Genomic DNA, 15,810 nt, shown 5'->3' on the forward strand with positions numbered 1-15,810 from the left:
AGACCTGCCGTCACTTCGAGAAAGCGATCCCACCGCAGTCCTCGCAGCGCTAAACCGTGACCCTTCCAGCAGTCAAGGCGCCTCGTCAAGGGCACGTGCCCCCTCCCCGTCTCTCGTTGATGCACTTCCAGTATTCTTCCGCAACGCCTCTCGTCGACCAATAGCCTTTCAGCGTGGCCTGCCGTCCGTAAGCGATATGAGCATCGTCCCGATCCAGGACGCCCGTTTCTAACCAGCGCACGAATTTGGAATACTGCAGATCATTTATGGAAGCCGTTGTGGGATCTTTTACCGTGACTCCCGAACACCCGCAGTAAGCCAACGCCGCTTGCTTGTCATTGATGTGTGTTAGCCTGCCAGTGGACGGGTCTTTATAAACTATTGTTTTCTTCAGATGCCTCAAGTAAGCGGCGGCAAGGTGTATAGCTCTCGACGGGTTCATCAGTTGATCGATGACCTTCCCCAGAGAAGCCTTCTCCCACTCCTTACCATAATACTTTATCAGCATCCATCGAGCCTTGTATGCCTCAAGTTGGACAACGCCAGCAGAGGCCGCCCACCCTCCAGCAGGGTCACGCCTTAAAATTGCTTCCTTCACTGCGGCGAGCGTCGCTCCAGCCTTGCCCAACTGCACCTCCCAGTCCTTGCTCTCGAACAAGACTACCGCTGTGAGAACGTTTCTATCAATCCCGTGAGTCCGGGCAGCATCATTGATAGCTTTCCAGTGGCGGATAATACTCTTGTACTGGCTGTAATACTTATAGCGAGAGGCAGCGGTGCCGTTGGACGCATTCTGCGGCACCGCATAGCTGCTATACCCGAGCTTCGCGGCAACTTGCTGCATCCTTCTCCATTCGCCGAGTCTCGGATCTGCGGAATGTTCCCTAGCTGCCCTCTCCATGGCTGCGAAGCTTTCCAGCCCACCGGCTGATACCCAGCTGAATGCCAGCTGCTCATCCGTCATTGTGGGTGACCAGTTCGCCATGTATTCATTCTGTACCTTTTCGCTGGCGTACCAGAAGTTGGGCTGGTCGACGGGTCGGCCGTTTGGCATGACTTCCCAGCCGAGCCTAGCTAGTTCTTCGTTGCCGATGTAGGGATTCCATTCGAATTGTCGGATCCAGGTCGGGTCGATTACATCGGCGCTGCCGCACGACAGGATGTCGCAGGCAGTGGCTCCGCCTCCGATATCGCCTCTGGAGCCGCAGCTGCCGATACACTGTCCGCCTCCCGACGATCCGGAGCTGCTGTAGCTGCCCGCCGAGATAGTGGTGTAGCCGCTCGATCCGAAGCCGCCATAGCTGGTCCCGGCGAGCGAGCCGCTGTCGACGGTGTAGTGGCCACTGGGGTCGGTGCCGGTGAGAGGCGAGGCGTTTGCGTAGGCATAGCGGTTTGCCTGGACGGAGGGGTTGGGAGTGAGGGTGGCGGTGTCGCGACTGGTGAAGGTGCCGGAGCCGGGCTGGTACCAGCGGGCGTGCATGTTGACCTTGCCGGTGTCCGGGTCGGTGTATTCACCCTGGTAGCCGAGGCCGACCTTGGTGCCCGTCTGGGCGGTGACGGTGCCGTACGGGTCGTAGGCGGTCGAGGTCTGCAGGCTGGTGGTGAAGGTGGCCACCAGGTCGCCGTGCAGGTCGCTGAGCGCCGCCACGGCCGCGCCGGTGCCTTCCATGAGGCCGAGCAGGCCGCCGCCGGGATCGCGGGCGTACTTGGCCTGGATGGCGCCGCTACTGTCAGTGATGGCAGCCAGGTCGTTGCTCAGCCCGGCGTAGGCGAAGGTCTGCTTGGTGGTGCCACGGATGCGGCTGGTCATGCGGTCGAGGGCGTCGTAGCTGTAGAGGCTGTCGCCGTCGGCGATGAGTCGATCGAAGGCGTCGAAGGTGTAGTTGGTGGTGGCCCCGGCCTTGGTGCTGGTGGCGAGGGTGCCGCGCGGGGTGTAGGTGTAGTCGGTGCCGTCGCCGCTGGTCAGACGGTTGCGCTCGTCGTAAGTGAACGTCGCGTTCCCTGCCTTGGTCCGGTTGCCGCCGGCGTCCCACTCATAGGCAGTGGTGGCGCCGCCGGGGGCGGTCCAGGAGGTGAGGCGTCCGGCGTGGTCGTAGCCGTAGGTGTTGGTACCCGGCCCGGCCAGGCCCGTGGTGGTCTTGGTGGTGAGATTGTCGTCCTTGTCCCACTTATAGGTGATCTGGGCGAGCTGCGTGCCGGACCCGTTCTTCAGCGTCTGGCCGGTGACGCGGTCCATGTTGTCGTAGTCGATGGTCTGGGTGCTGGCCGTGCCGCTGGTGGCGGTGATGGTCATCAGCCGGCTGGCCGGATCGTAGCCGTAGGTGAGAGTACGAGCGGTGAGCGGGTCGGTGGCAGTCTTCAGACGGTTGGCGTTGTCCCAGGTGAAGATTGCCGTGCCGGCGGCGTCGGTGCGCTGGGTGGGATTGCCGAGTTCGTCGTAACCATAGGCGGTCTCCTGCGTCGACCCACGAGAGACCTTCAGCGGCAGGCTACGGTCGTTGAAGTCGACGGTCAGGTCGCCGGCAGTGGTGGGGCGGCCGGCCAGGTCGTAGCCAAAGGTGCGCTCCGCCGTTGCCGCGCCGCCGCCCTCACCGGTTTCCTTGGTAAGCCTTCCCAGATGGTCGAAGGTGCGGTCGATGCGCACTCCACCGGGCTGGATGGTGGCCGTCTGGTTGCCTGCCTTGTCGTAGATCTGGGTCCACGTACGGTCGGCCGCGTTCGGGTGGGCTGTGGTGGACGGCTCGGTCACCGTTTCAACCAGACCGAGACTGTTGTATGTGGTCCAGGTGGCATTGCCACGGCCGTCGGTGATGCGGGTGCGGGCACCGGTTGCGTCGTACCCAAAACTCGTAGTGATCGACTTGTCGGCGGAGACGGGCTCGATTAGCGAGGTGGCTCGGTTCAGCGCATCGAAGATCTGCTTGGTGACGTGGCTCTCGGGAGAGGTGGCGCTGATCTCGTTGCCTGCCGCGTCGTAGCCGTAGCCGAAGGTGCGTAACACCGCGCCGGTTGCGTCTAGGTCCTTGGCGACGGTCTTGCGGCCGGCCAGGTCGTATTCGGCGGTGGTGACGTTGCGGTTCGGGTCGGTCGTCTTGATCAGCCGGCCGGCCAGATCGTAGTCCATGGTCGTCTTGTTGGTCAGCGGATCTGTCACTGTTGTGACCTCACCGGCGGCATTCACCGTGTATGACGTTGCCTTGCTGCCAGGGGCGGTCTGCTTGAGCAGGCGGCCGGCGTCGTCGTACTCCATGGTGGTGGTGTACGCCGCGCTGGTGGGCTTGCGTTCGATCTGCGTGCCGGTGATCTGGCGGCCCAGGTCGTCGTAGGTGGCTTCGCTGCGCGCGCCCGTCGGGTCGATGGTGGCCAGCTTCTCCCCGGCCAGGTCATACTCGATCACGGTGCGGCCCGGGGTCTGCCCGTCCGGGGCCGGGTCGGTGATGCGTACCTGCCGGCCGAGCTGGTCGTATTCGAAACCGGTGACGTAGCCGCGGGGGTCGGTGGTGCGAATCACCTGGCCGGCCGCGTCGTACGCCCGGGTGACGTTCGGGGTGATGGTGGTGCCGCCGGGCGGGGTGTAGGGCGGGGCGGTGACGCTGGTGGGACGGCCGGCCTTGTCGAAGCCGGTGATGGTGGTACGGCCCTCGGCATCCACACTGTGCGTCAGCTGGCCGAAGGTGTCATACCCGGAGCGGACCGTGGGCCGGGCGTCTCTGGTGACGCCGGCTTTGTCCACCTTCACCTGCGGCCCTGTCGCCTCCACCAGCCGACCGAGTGCGTCGTAGCGCATCGTGCTGGTGAAGTCGGCCGCGGTCGCACCCTCGGCGTTGCCTCGCGGATCGGTGCTGGACGTGGCCAGACCGCGCTCGTCGTACGTGGTGCTGGTGACCAGATCGGTGTCGCCGTTTTCCACGGTCCGCTTGGTCACCTGATTGGCCTTGTTGTAGGCCAGCTCCTGCACCTCACTCCGGGTGGTCCCAGCCGCGGTCAGCGTGGCCTTGATGGGGTTGTTGTTGGCGTCATAGACGAAGGCGGTCTTGCGCTTGAGTGCGGCCGTGTCGAAAGTCTGCGAGGTCAAGCGGGCGGCGGCGTCGTACTCGAAGTCCGTGGTCGTGGATGTGGTCGCGTTGACGCTGGTGACCAGCTTAATGCGGTGACCCGCTGCGTCGTAGGTATGCGCCTCCAGGACCACGTCCCGTGGCGTGGTCGAGCCGTTGAGCTTGACATCGTCGGCGATCTTCTGGGACAGCAAATTGTCGCCGTGGTAGATGTAGGAGGTCTTACGGCCCATCGCGTCCACCTGAGTCGCCAACCGGCCACCCGGATCGTAGGAGAACGCCTCCAGCACCACGTCCTTGGCCGGCTGCGGCGCCACCGGACTGCCCGTCCACCCCTTCAACGTGCGCGAGGTCAGCTCTCCGCGCTTGCTGTACCCGTTCTCGACCACCACGCCAAGCGGGTCGGTCACCCGCGCCACCTGCCCAAGCGTGTTCCATGCCTGCCGGAGCACCCCGCCCTCGGAATCGGTGGTCGACTCCACCCGGCCGTGATCATCGTAGGCATACGTGGTGACCCGCTGCGAGTCACCACCGGTCAGGTCCGCGACGGTTTCGGACAACATGTTGCCGTCATCGTCGTAGGCGTAGCTGGTCTGCTGGGTGTGCGTCACGCCGGAGATCTCATTCTTGACCCCCGGCAAAGTGCGGGTGGCCGGTCGGCTACCCGGGTCGTAGGTGAGCGTGGTCGTCACCCCGTCCGGATGCGCGGCCGAGATCTCGGTGCTCGTGCGCGGGCGGCCCAACGCGTCGTAGGTCAGTTTGGTGACCAGCCCAGTGGGGCTGGTCTGCTCAGCCAGGTCACCGGCCGCGGTGTAGCGGTACTCCCAGGTGCTGCCACGCGCGTCGGTCTTGCTCTTCACGAGACCGGCAGGGGTGGTGCCGCCTCCGACCGCTGCCTCGCTGCCGTCGGTGTAGGCGATGCTGGTGGCGCGACCGTTGGGGAAGTCACTGGTCGCGGGGGTCGTCTGCTTGAGCTGCTCGCCGAAGGAGTTGTACTCCAACGTCGTGGCGTAGGTGTTGTCGGTAGCGCTGGCCGAGCGCGCATCGCGCAGCTTGGTCGGACGGTCGTTACGCGGATCAAACGGGTCGTTGGTGTTCAGGTAATACTCGGCATGCGCCGTCTGACAGGTGCCCGTCCGGCAGGTCGTGGTGGCGACCACATTGCCGTGAGCATCGTTGGCGTACTGAATCGTATTGGTGTTGGGGTCGGTGACCTTGGCTACGAAGCCGCCGGTGTCATAGGCGTAGCTTGTCTGCTTGCCCAGTTGATCGGTGCGTGAGGTCAGGCGCAGGCCTCGCCAGCCGTCGTAGGTGTAGATCACGGGTTCGCCGGCCGGATCGGTCACCGTGACGGTGGAGATGCCAGAGCTCGCGTTTACCGAGGGCTCTCCGACCTTCCAGGTACCGCCATGGACATCGGTATGCGTGACCACGCGATCGGTGGCGGTGTCGTAGGTGGTTTGCATCCAGACCCGCCCGGACGGGAGGGTGATCTTGCTCATGAGGTGCGGTGCAGCTGCACGGGCGGCTACATGCTGGCCTACCTCGGCTGGGCTGAGCGCGTGGTCGTAGACGGCGGCCTCATCCAGGAGTCCGGTCAGCGCGAAGCTGGCCCCGCCGGTTGGGCTCGCTGGCCACTTGCCGGCCAGGAATCCCTTACCCAGTTGGGAGGTCTCGGGCCATTCGCCCAATCCAGTACCCGGCGCGAAGCCGACCTCTTGCCCATCCAAGTAGAGTCGCTGCACCCCACCTGCCAGCGTCAACGCCACGTGATGCCAGGCCCCGTCACTCACTGCAGCGGAGCTGGTAATCGGCTGCGGTGCGGGGGTGAGCGACGCTCGGTATTGTCCCCGTAACTTGCCATCGGTGCCCACGTACAACGCCGACTGGGCGCCCTCGGCGGTGTTGCCGCCGACCGTCAAAATGGTGCCGGGCTGAGTGGTGTTGAACCATGCCTCAAAGGAGACCGCGTCTCCTAGGCGGGCGAAGAGGTGCCGTGGCAGCGTGATGTCACTTTGTCCGGTGAGCTTCGCGGCGGTGTTGGTGCTGCCACCCAGAGGGCCGGGCTGCCCCAAGGTGACTTGCGTGTAGGTGGCGTCACCTGCGCTCCGCGCAGAGTCGACCGCTGTGGAGGCGCCAGCGGCCTCGCCCAGCCGCCAGTACCCGACCGGGTCAGAGTTGGCCACCACGCTGGCGTATTGGGATCCGGTGCCATAGTCAAACGTGGTGCATTTGTGATCCGGTGAGCATGCCCGGACCAGCTTGTCCCCCTCATAACCGTAAGTCCAGGTCAGCGCGGCCCCATCGACCGGATCGGTGGACACGCTCGTGACATGACCGCCGCCCCAGCCGAAGGTCAGGGACCGGCCGCCGGTCGCAGTCACCTTCGCCAACCGACCGTCGGTTCCATAGGCCAGATCCTGGCCGCGACCCCGGGAATCGTTCACCCGCACCAGTCGGCCGGTGGCGTCGAACACATAGGTGACCCCGGCCTTGTCCATCACCTGCCAGCCGCTGGCCGTCTGCGACGCCGTGGCGAACATGCCAGGCGGTGACTGGAAGGTGCCGTCTCCATTGGCCTGGAACCGCACCTGCCGCCCGTCCGGATAGGTGACCAGCAGTGAGTCGTGCCAACCTTCATACAGTTGGCGCACCTCGTCATCCGTCATCGCCCGGCCGTACACGGCCACATCGTCGATTGCTCCCGTCAGGCGGTCGACCATGTAACCATTGCCTTTGGCCCGGCCGATCTGGAACGCCCCCTGCGCGTCCCAGGTGCTGGTGTGAGCGCTCTGCCCCACTAGCACGCCATCGACGTACAGCCGCAATTGGCCTGCTGTTTGGTCGTAGACGCCCACCAGATGGGTCCAGCGATTGAGCTGCGCGGTCTCGCTGGACACCTGCCGTGTATAGGCACTGCTGTTGGCGTCATCCTGGAACATCAGCATGCGCCACTTTTGATCACTTGGCCCATAAGCGAGCTTGAAGCCGCTGTTGACGGCGCCGTCCTGGCTCACCACAGCCATGTCCTGGTCGCCGCGGCCCAGTTTCACCCATGCGGACACCGAGAAACTCTTGTTCGTATGCACCACCTGGCCGGTCGTGCCCAGCGCTCCCTGGCCGTCCAGGGTCACGGCCTTCCCGACCCGGCCCGTTCCCCATGCTGCGGTGCCGTTCGCGGTGATCGGATGGCCGCCTCCTGAGGCGTCGGCCGCGGTTGTCCCCGATCCCTCGTCCATCCGCCACTCGCCCACAGGCCGCCCACGGGTCGATTCCGGGACCACCTTGGCATCCCAGGGGGTCGACCAGCCCGCCCCGAACATTCCATCCCGGCGCGGGTCCAGGCTGTTATAGGAGCGCATCACCGACAGAGGCAGTCCAGCTGTAGGCACCGTCACATCGGTGAAGTTCGTGGTGTAGTTACCCGTCGCCGGCAAGAACTCTTGTCCGCCCGGATTCGGTGTGGACAACAGCGACGACACAGAGGGCTGGCGCACCCCCGTGGTGAACGACCCTGTCCACGAAGTCGTCAGGCCATTGAGATGGTCGGAGACAGTGACCGTCCACGTGTACTCCTTCCCCCACTCCAGCTTGGCCGACGCCGGCACTCTCCACTGGCCCGGGCCCAGCGAGCCTGAGTTCCGGCAACCGCTGGTGGTTCCCTTCAGGCACACCGAGAACGAATACAACACCCAAGATCCGGCATTGCTGTACCCGCGTGCGCCCAGCACCGGTGTCAAGGACGATACGAGCATCCCGTCATACGGAAACACCTCGACCAAGCTCGGCGGATTCTGCACAGGATCGGGATTTGTGGTCAGGCATCCCCCGGAGTCAATCCAGTATCCGAAATCGTTCTGGCTACCCGGTGCCACAAGCCCGGGGGCTCCCAGCCGTCCAGCCGTCCACACTCGCCACTGGCGGGCGGAGTTCATGTAGGCGACCTGTTCGCCCGCAGCATAGTTCCGCGCGTACCACACGGTGTAGCCCCGACACGGCTCATCCGCCGCTGTGCTCGTCACCAGCGCCCGCTGCTCGACAGGCAGCGCCCCCTTCGGCCTCACATGGCCATCAGCGGCTCTGCTCTTGCTCTTGCCCGCCTTCGGCTGCGTCACTGCGGTATCCACCAGTGACGGCAGGCCTCGCGATGTGCCAGCCATCTGCTCGGGCGTGCCAGGCAGCGCCTCCTTCGCTCTCACCCTCAAGGCCTCAGTCTCAGCATGAGCGGCCGCCGGATTCACCGCTAAGCCCGGTAAGAACGTCAAGAGAAGCGCCAGCACCATCTGCAGCGAACAAGCCCATGACAAGAACCGGCGCATACGCCATCACGCTCCGAATCACAACGCACAACACCCGACAAGGCGCTGAACGCCGCTCTCCACCACAGCAACAAGGTTTGTCTGCTGCACGTGACTCGGAGCCGTCAGCCTCCGCGATCAAGTTCGCATTGTTCGCCGAAGCCGACAAGAGGGATAATGATCACAAAACGGAAACTGGATCTATCTGGAGAGTTGCATTCCGTGAAGGCAGGCTGAGAGGAGGGCATAGAAAACGCGGCGAGCATGCGAGAGGCGGCCAGGCCACGTGCCATGGAGGTCTAGAGCCTGGAATCGCGGGCAGTTCCCAGGTCTTTGACGGACTTTCGGGAGAACTCATGAGCGAGGCTGCGACCATGGCACGCCGGGCTGCGGACAGCCCGGCCATGGAGAAGCTTGCGCGGGTCGGCCTGGTCTGCCGTGGCGTGCTGTACGGGCTGATCGGCATCCTGGCCGTTCAGATCGCGCTGGGTGACGGCGGCCGGGAGGCGGACAAGAACGGGGCGATCGCCACGGTCGCCGATCTGCCGTTCGGGGCCGTGCTCCTGTGGGTCATGGCCGTCGGTTTCGCCGGGCTGACCCTGTGGCAGGCATCCGAAGCGATCTTCGGGCACGGCAAGGTCCTGGACCGGGTGGAGGCGGGCAGCCGGGTGGTGGTGTACGCGTTCGTGTGCACCGCGCTGCTGACCCTGCTGCTGAGCGGCAAGAGCCAGTCCGACGACAAGAGGTCCCACGACCTGACGGCCAAGCTGCTCGACCTGCCCGCAGGGCAGCTGATCGTGGGCGCGATCGGGCTCGGCATCGTCGCGCTCGGCGCCTACTGGGTGTGGTACGGCTTCAAGAAGAAGTTCCGCAAGGAGCTGCGGCCGATGCCGCCCAGGGCCGGCAAGGTGATGGACCGGCTCGGGCTCGCCGGGTACCTGGCGCGCGGGCTGATCGCCGGTCTGGCCGGGATCTTCGTGGTCCAGGCGGCCATCACGTTCGACCCTGACAAGGCCGGGGGCATCGACGCGACGCTCAGGGCGTTCGCGGACACCCCGGTCGGTCCGTGGCTGCTGGTGGTCGTGGCGCTCGGGCTGCTGCTGTTCGCGGGGTACTGCTTCGGAGAGGCGCGCTGGCGGCGTACATGAGACTCGACGACTGGTTCCTCACGGCCGAGGAGCGCGGCAACGGCTCGAGCAAGCTGGCGCCCTGGACGGAGGGGAATCTGGTGCGCCCCCTCATCCACGGCTCCGCCTATTTCGGCGAGCTCAGCGCGTGCCTGGCCGCCCTCGGCAAGGACGACCTGCTGCTGTTCGCCGACTGGCGCGGCGACCCCGACGAACGGCTCACGCCGGACGGCCCGGAGGTGGCGGCCGCGATGGCGGGCGCGGCCAAGAGAGGCGCGCTGGTCAGGGGCCTCATCTGGCGCTCGCACCTGGACTTCCTGCGCTTCAGCTCGGCCGAGAACCGGCACCTCGGCGAGGACATCGAGGAAGCGGGCGGACAGGCGCTGCTCGACACCCGGGTCCGGCGCGGCGGCGCGCACCACCAGAAGTTCGTCGTCCTGCGTCATGACCGCGATCCCGGCAGGGACGTGGCGTTCGTCGGCGGCATCGACCTGTGTCACAGCCGCCGCGATGACGCCGAGCACCTGGGCGATCCGCAGGCGGCGCCGATGCCCGACTCCTACGGCGAGCGCCCTCCATGGCACGACGCCCAGGTGGCGATCAACGGCCCGGCCGTGGCCGAGGTGGAGAAGGTCTTCTGCGAGCGCTGGGAGGATCCGGCGCCCGAGACCCGCCAGCCGTTCAGGCGGCTGCGCGACCGCCTGACCCGTATGGCCGACGTGCCGCCGCTGCCGAAGCCGGGCCCGCCGCCGCGGCCCGCCGGTCGGCATGCCGTGCAGCTGCTGACCACGTATCCGCACCTGCCCCGCGCGCTTCCGTTCGCGCCGGAGGGTGAGCGGAGCGTGGCCAAGGCGTACCACAAGGTGCTGGGGCGGGCGCGGTCGCTGGTCTACCTGGAGGACCAGTACCTCTGGTCCACGGAGGTGATCGAGCCGTTCGCCCGGGCGCTGGAGCGCGAGCCGGGACTCCACATGATCATCGTGGTGCCGCGCCATCCCGACCAGGACGGCTGGCTGGCCGGACCGGCCAGCCTGATCGGCAGGGCGGAGGCGCTTTCCAGGCTGATGCGGGCCGGGAACGGGCGGGTCGCGATCTACGACCTGGAGAACCACCAGGGCACGCCGGTGTACGTGCACGCCAAGGTATGCGTGGTCGACGACGTGTGGGCATCCGTCGGCTCCGACAACGTCAACCTGCGCTCGTGGACGTACGACTCCGAGCTGAGCTGCGCCGTGATCGACGAGGAGCCCGATCCGCGCCCGCCCGCCGGGGCCCGCAGGTTCGCCAGGGACCTCCGGCTGGCGCTCGCCGCCGAGCACCTGGACCGCGACCCTGGCGGCCCCGGCGCCCCCGGCGATGACCTGGCCGATCTGTGCGACCCCAGGGGCGCGTTCGAGGCGTTCGCCGAGTCGGCCGCGAGGCTGGAGGCCTGGCACCGCGGCGGCTGCCGTGGCCCGCGCCCGCCCGGCCGGCTGCGCCCGCACCCGCGGCCGGAGCTCGGCCGCATCCGCCGGGCGCTGGCGCTGCCGCTGTACCGGATGGTCGTCGACCCGGACGGGCGGCCGCCCCGGTTACGTCGATCGAACGAGTTCTGAGTGCGGGGCCGTCCGGGCCGGCTGCCTCAGTATCGCCCGGGCGACCGTCACGACACAGGCGACCCCGAGCAGCAGGCCCCAGGTGACATCGGTGAGGAAGTGCATGCCGCGGTACAGGCGGGAGAAGGCGACCGTGAGCGGGGCGGCGATCCCCAGCACCCAGATCACCACCTGGAGCGCCCTGTTGCGGACGTGCATGGTCAGGACGAGCGCGACCCCGCAGTAGAAGGCGACGGCGGCGCTGACGTGTCCCGACGGGAAGCTGGAGGTGGGCGGGGCGGGGTCGAGGTGCTGTACGGGAGGCCGGTGCCGCCCGACGGCCTCGGTGACGGCCAGGAAGATGAGCGACTGGCTCCAGACGGCTGCGACCAGGAAGACCGATTCCAGCCAGCGCTTGTACACGAGCCTGAAGACGATCACGGCGACCGCGGTGAGCGCCACGATGTAGGGCGTGTCCGACAGGCTGCTGCCGAAGTCGGTGAGCGTGTTCCACAGCGAGGTGCGGTCGGCGGCCAGCGACCGGCTCACCGCCGCCTCCCCGGTGGGCCAGGCGAGGATCAGCCTCCCCACGCCGTACGTCACCCCGCCCAGCAGGAGCAGCGGTAACACGAGCATCAACGCGTAGTACTTCACCAGCTCAGTCTTTGACATGCGTCACCCTCACCGACTCGGGCTCTACTCCTTCGGCCAGCGGCGAGGCGGGCCTGCGGCCCTCACCGCGCCGCCACGTCTCGAATCCGGCCGCGGTGGCGGCGATCACCGCCGCCCCCAGAACGATCCCCGCGACCACGTCGCTCACCCAGTGCACGCCCAGCGCGATCCTGGTGTAGCCGACCGACAGCACGACGAACCAGGCGAGCGCCCAGGCCACGTACCTGCCCCATCGGGGCAGACTGGGCAGCAGCAGCAGGACGAGCACCCCCGCGCCGAGCGTCACGTTGACCGCGTGGCCCGAGGGAAAGGAATCGCCCGGGGCGAGCGCGACGGGGTCGGGCAGATGCGGCCTGGCTCGGGCGACGATGATCTTGAGTGCGAGGCCGAGCAGCCCGCCCACGGTGATGGTGGTGACCGCCCAGACGGCCAGCCTCGGCGCTCCCTTGTACAGCAGCCAGGCGGCGTACGCGATGACCGCGATCCGCCACGGCCACGGCCCGAACACGTCCGTCCACACGATGAGCAGCCGCGTCACAGCGGGGTGAGCGAGCGCATATTGGTGCAGTTCGTCGGCGACGTGTGAGTCCAGCCCGTTGACCGGCATCTTCGCCACGACCAGCAGCAGGCTGAACGGGATCATGATCAGCGCCACCGCCAGGGAGGCTATCGCCAGCCGCAGCCCCAGCCGCCTTTCGTCGTTGCGCATTCCATGCTCGGTACCCCAGAAGGAGGACTTGATTCCTCGGTCTGAACGGCGGCGCCGAGGGTAGTCCGGAGCGCATGTCCCCCACCAAGTCCCCCACTGTGGCGGTCGTCGCGCACCGCAAGAAGACTCTCGGCGCAGGCCTGGACAGGTTACGTGTGCTCATCACCGAGCAGGACGTGGGCGATCTCCTCTGGTACGAGGTCGGCAAGAGCAGGAAGGCGCCCAAGAAGGTCCGCCAGGCGCTCAACGAGGGCGCCGAGCTGGTATTCGTCTGGGGCGGCGACGGCATGGTGCAGCGCTGCGCCGACGTGCTGGCCGGCTCGGGCGTGCCGATGGCCATCCTCCCGGCGGGCACCGGGAACCTGTTCGCCACGAACGTGGGCATCCCCGTCGACCTCGAGGAGGCGGTGCGGATCGGCTTCCACGGCCGCCGGGAGCGGCTGGACCTGGGCCTGCTGAACGGCGAGCACTTCGCGGTGATGGCGGGGGCGGGGTTCGAGGCCGAGATGATCGCCGACGTCGGCGGGCAGGCCAAGCAGCGCCTCGGCAAGCTGAGCTATGTCAAGGCGGCCGTCCGGCACGTCGGCGGGCCGCTGGTGCCGATGAAGATCAAGGTTGACGGGGCGACCTGGTTCGAGGGAGAGGCGAGCTGCCTGCTGCTGGGCAACGTGAGCACGATCGCCGGCGGCATCGAGGCGTTCGACGACGCCCGGCCGGACGACGGCTGGCTGGAGGTCGGCGTCGCCACCGCCAAGGGCCCGATCCAGTGGGGGCGGGTGCTCGGCAGGATGTCCGCGGGACGCTCCGACGAATCCCCGCTCGTCCGGATCTCCCGAGCCAGGAAGGTGTCCGCCCGGTTCGGCGTTCCGCTGACGTACGAGCTGGACGGCGGAGAGCGCGGGCGCACGAGCCGGCTCAAGGTCAAGGTGGTCCCGGGCGGGCTCACGGTCTGCCTTCCACCGGACGCTCGCCCCTGATCCGGTGGACCGCCGGCCTGACACGGTGTTCCAGGAGGAGCAGCGCGATGTCGTCGGCGTGCTGACTGGTGTGCGGGGCATGATCGAGGAGCGTCCTGCCGAGCTGCTCGATGCCCGGGGAGCCGTAGACCAGGTGGCCCGCCAGGTTGGCGATGGCATGGTCCAGGTCTACGCCGGGCGTCTCGACGAGGCCGTCGGTGTACAGGGCGAGGAGGGCGCCAGGGGGGAAGGGCACCTGAAGCGTGGAGTAGTCGGCGTCGGGGTCGACGCCGAGCAGCAGGCCGGCCGGCACGTCGATGATCTCGGCGGGCATGTTGGGCGGCCGCAGCAGCGGCGGAGGGTGCCCGGCGCTGGCCGCGCGGAGCGTGCGCAGCTGCAGATCGACGTAGACGAGCAGGCAGCTGGTGAACAGCTCGGTGTCCACGTCGATGAGCAGGCGGTTGGTGTGCTTGAGCACGTCGCCGGGGCTGGCGCCGGCGACCGCGTTGGCGTGGATGGCGGTGCGCACCTGTCCCATGAGGGCGGCCGCCGTCATGTTGTGGCCTTGCACGTCGCCGATGACCGCGGCGGCCGAGGTGTCGGTCAGGCGGATCAGGTCGTAGAAGTCGCCGCCGATGCCGACGCCGCGGGTGGCGGGCACGTACCAGGCGGCCACGGCGAGGCCCGAGATCTCGGGCAGGCTCCGCGGGAGCAGGGCCTTCTGCAGGGAGTGGGCGAGCCGGTCCTTGCTGTCGTACCGCAGGGCCCGGTCCAGGGCGTGGGCGACCAGTCCCGCCAGGGCGGTGAAGGTGGCGCGCTCCTCGACGGTGAACGGGTGGGGCTCGTCGAAGGCGAGCAGGCAGATGCCGACGCCCTCGTCGTTGACCTCCAGCGGCAGGCACGCCCAGGCGGCCATCCGGTCGCACTCCTCGGCCTGCGGGTATCTCCGGCGCAGCTCGTTCACGTCGGCGAAGAACGCCGGCTCACCGGTCCGCGCGACGTCGCCGGCGGGCGTGCCCGGGGCGATGGGCAGGCCGTCGAGCCGTTCGAGGGCGTCCTGGCCGTAGCCGCGGGAGCCGATGACCCGCATCCTGCCGCCCTCGGCTATCAGGATCGCCATGGCCTTGACCTTGAACACCGGCATGACATGGTCGGCGGCCAGATCGATGATCTCCGGTACGCTCAGCGCCCGGGTCAGCGCCACCGCCAGCGGGAGAAAGCTGTAGAAGACCTCCGCCCGCGTGCGGGCCTCCCGGCCCGATTCGGGCTCGGTCATGTGGGCGGGGGCCTGCTGGCCCACGCCGAGGGGAGCGATCCGCAAGCTGATGCCGCACGGATCCGGATACATGCGGAACTCCATCATGCGGCCGTCGGGAGATCGGGCCACGCACGAGGTCGCCCGCTGGCTGACCACGGCGCCGCGGCAGCGGTCCTCGAACAGGGGATCCTTCAGCCAGGGCGCCGCCTCCCACAGCGGCCTGCCCAGCAGGGCCGTCACGTCTCCGTCGAAAAGCTCGGCCGCCGCGGCGCTGACGAACGTGATGCGGCCCTCCAGATCCAGGGAGAGACAGCCCACGTGGAGCTGATCGAGATAGCCGCAGACGACCGCCTCGGGATGTCGTTCGGGCCCTCGACGCGGCGCCGGAGCCAGGACGCGTGGTTCGCCGGCGAGGCTCGGCACGCGATCGACCGACTGCTGGAGGATGGCGGCGATCTTGTCACTGGCCAAGATGAGGGCCTGCCTCTCGTGCGGGGCCAGATCGCAGGCGTGCGACTCCGGCCAGATCAGGAGGAACACGCCCCACAGGCGCGAGCCGGTCATGATGGGGGCGGCGGCGATGGCGAAGGAGTACGGCGCGGCGAGCGCGGTCGCCGGGAAGCGCCGGGCGAGATCTTCGTGGTCGGGCACCCAGACCAGCCGGCGTTCTTGGGCGGCGGCCGCCACCGGGGTGCCGGCGTTCACCCTGACCCTGGTCCAGGGCTTGACGATCTGGGCCGGCAGGCCGACCTCCACGTCCATGACGAGGACGGGTTCGGTTTCCGACAGGAGGTAGACGACGCCGATGTGGGCTCCGGACTCGCGTACCGCCTGGAGGAGCACCTCATCCGCCTCGTACCCCTGCCGTGGCGCCGGATAATCCGCTCCACCCTGCGACAACGGTGCCGCATGCGAAGAAAAACCCATATAACGACCGTAAGAGGGCCGCGCCTGAGGCAAGAGACCCCATTGCCAGATCCTGGCCGCCAACTGGGTGGAAAATGGGCGATTTGCAATGTTCCACACATGCCTCCCAGAATCTCCGCGTAACAATCTTGCAAAGGACTCTTCACCAGCTGTGTGTGACCGGTCACACTGTTGTCTCAATGATGTGACCGGTCACATATCCCGTTGGGCGTCCCCTTCGGCGAATCCGTCCTG

7 protein-coding genes are annotated in these 15,810 nt (G+C 67.3%); 3 read left to right on the forward strand and 4 right to left on the reverse strand.

Features of this window, described 5'->3' with window-relative positions; all coding sequences use genetic code 11:
• Window positions 1-85: 85 nt before the first annotated feature.
• On the reverse strand, window positions 86-8,374 hold the full coding sequence (locus ABD830_RS07895; protein ID WP_344985806.1) for a LamG-like jellyroll fold domain-containing protein: 8,289 nt from the start codon (window positions 8,372-8,374) through the stop codon (window positions 86-88).
• A 335-nt stretch (window positions 8,375-8,709) separates the two neighbouring features.
• Here ABD830_RS07895 and ABD830_RS07900 point away from each other — a divergent pair, with 335 nt between their 5' ends.
• Both ABD830_RS07900 and ABD830_RS07905 read left to right on the forward strand, forming a co-directional pair.
• The gene (locus ABD830_RS07900) at window positions 8,710-9,501 is read left to right on the forward strand and encodes a DUF1206 domain-containing protein (RefSeq protein ID WP_344985807.1); all 792 of its coding nucleotides are present in this window, start codon (window positions 8,710-8,712) and stop codon (window positions 9,499-9,501) included.
• On the forward strand, window positions 9,498-11,075 hold the full coding sequence (locus ABD830_RS07905; RefSeq protein WP_344985809.1) for a phospholipase D-like domain-containing protein: 1,578 nt from the start codon (window positions 9,498-9,500) through the stop codon (window positions 11,073-11,075). Before ABD830_RS07900 ends, ABD830_RS07905 begins: the two co-directional genes overlap by 4 nt.
• Here ABD830_RS07905 and ABD830_RS07910 read toward each other — a convergent pair.
• Both ABD830_RS07910 and ABD830_RS07915 read right to left on the reverse strand, forming a co-directional pair.
• Window positions 11,052-11,726 (reverse strand): phosphatase PAP2 family protein, encoded by a 675-nt coding sequence (locus ABD830_RS07910; RefSeq protein ID WP_344985810.1) that lies wholly within the window; start codon window positions 11,724-11,726, stop codon window positions 11,052-11,054. The genes ABD830_RS07905 and ABD830_RS07910 overlap by 24 nt on opposite strands.
• The gene (locus ABD830_RS07915) at window positions 11,713-12,435 is read right to left on the reverse strand and encodes a phosphatase PAP2 family protein (protein ID WP_344985811.1); all 723 of its coding nucleotides are present in this window, start codon (window positions 12,433-12,435) and stop codon (window positions 11,713-11,715) included. Before ABD830_RS07915 ends, ABD830_RS07910 begins: the two co-directional genes overlap by 14 nt.
• 74 nt (window positions 12,436-12,509) lie before the next feature.
• Here ABD830_RS07915 and ABD830_RS07920 point away from each other — a divergent pair, with 74 nt between their 5' ends.
• Window positions 12,510-13,412 carry a diacylglycerol/lipid kinase family protein gene (locus ABD830_RS07920; RefSeq protein ID WP_344985812.1) on the forward strand — a complete coding sequence of 301 codons (903 nt, stop codon included), beginning with the start codon at window positions 12,510-12,512 and terminating at the stop codon, window positions 13,410-13,412.
• On the opposite strand, the gene ABD830_RS07925 is transcribed toward ABD830_RS07920, so the two are convergent.
• A complete protein-coding gene (locus ABD830_RS07925; protein WP_344985813.1) occupies window positions 13,378-15,492 on the reverse strand; it encodes a SpoIIE family protein phosphatase in 2,115 nt (704 codons plus the stop codon). The two genes, ABD830_RS07920 and ABD830_RS07925, sit on opposite strands and share 35 nt — an antisense overlap.
• Between the last annotated feature and the right edge of the window lie 318 nt (window positions 15,493-15,810).

It is taken from the genome of Nonomuraea helvata, from assembly GCF_039535785.1.
GTDB classification, from domain to species: Bacteria; Actinomycetota; Actinomycetes; order Streptosporangiales; family Streptosporangiaceae; genus Nonomuraea; species Nonomuraea helvata.

Excerpts from the sequence above, each read along its gene's own strand:
- ABD830_RS07920 (WP_344985812.1), top strand. The coding sequence starts at position 12,510 with ATGTCCCCCACCAAGTCCCCCACTGTGGCGGTCGTCGCGCACCGCAAG.
- ABD830_RS07915 (WP_344985811.1), bottom strand. The coding sequence starts at position 12,435 with ATGCGCAACGACGAAAGGCGGCTGGGGCTGCGGCTGGCGATAGCCTCC.
- ABD830_RS07905 (WP_344985809.1), top strand. The coding sequence starts at position 9,498 with ATGAGACTCGACGACTGGTTCCTCACGGCCGAGGAGCGCGGCAACGGC.
- ABD830_RS07910 (WP_344985810.1), bottom strand. The coding sequence starts at position 11,726 with ATGTCAAAGACTGAGCTGGTGAAGTACTACGCGTTGATGCTCGTGTTA.
- ABD830_RS07900 (WP_344985807.1), top strand. The coding sequence starts at position 8,710 with ATGAGCGAGGCTGCGACCATGGCACGCCGGGCTGCGGACAGCCCGGCC.
- ABD830_RS07895 (WP_344985806.1), bottom strand. The coding sequence starts at position 8,374 with ATGCGCCGGTTCTTGTCATGGGCTTGTTCGCTGCAGATGGTGCTGGCG.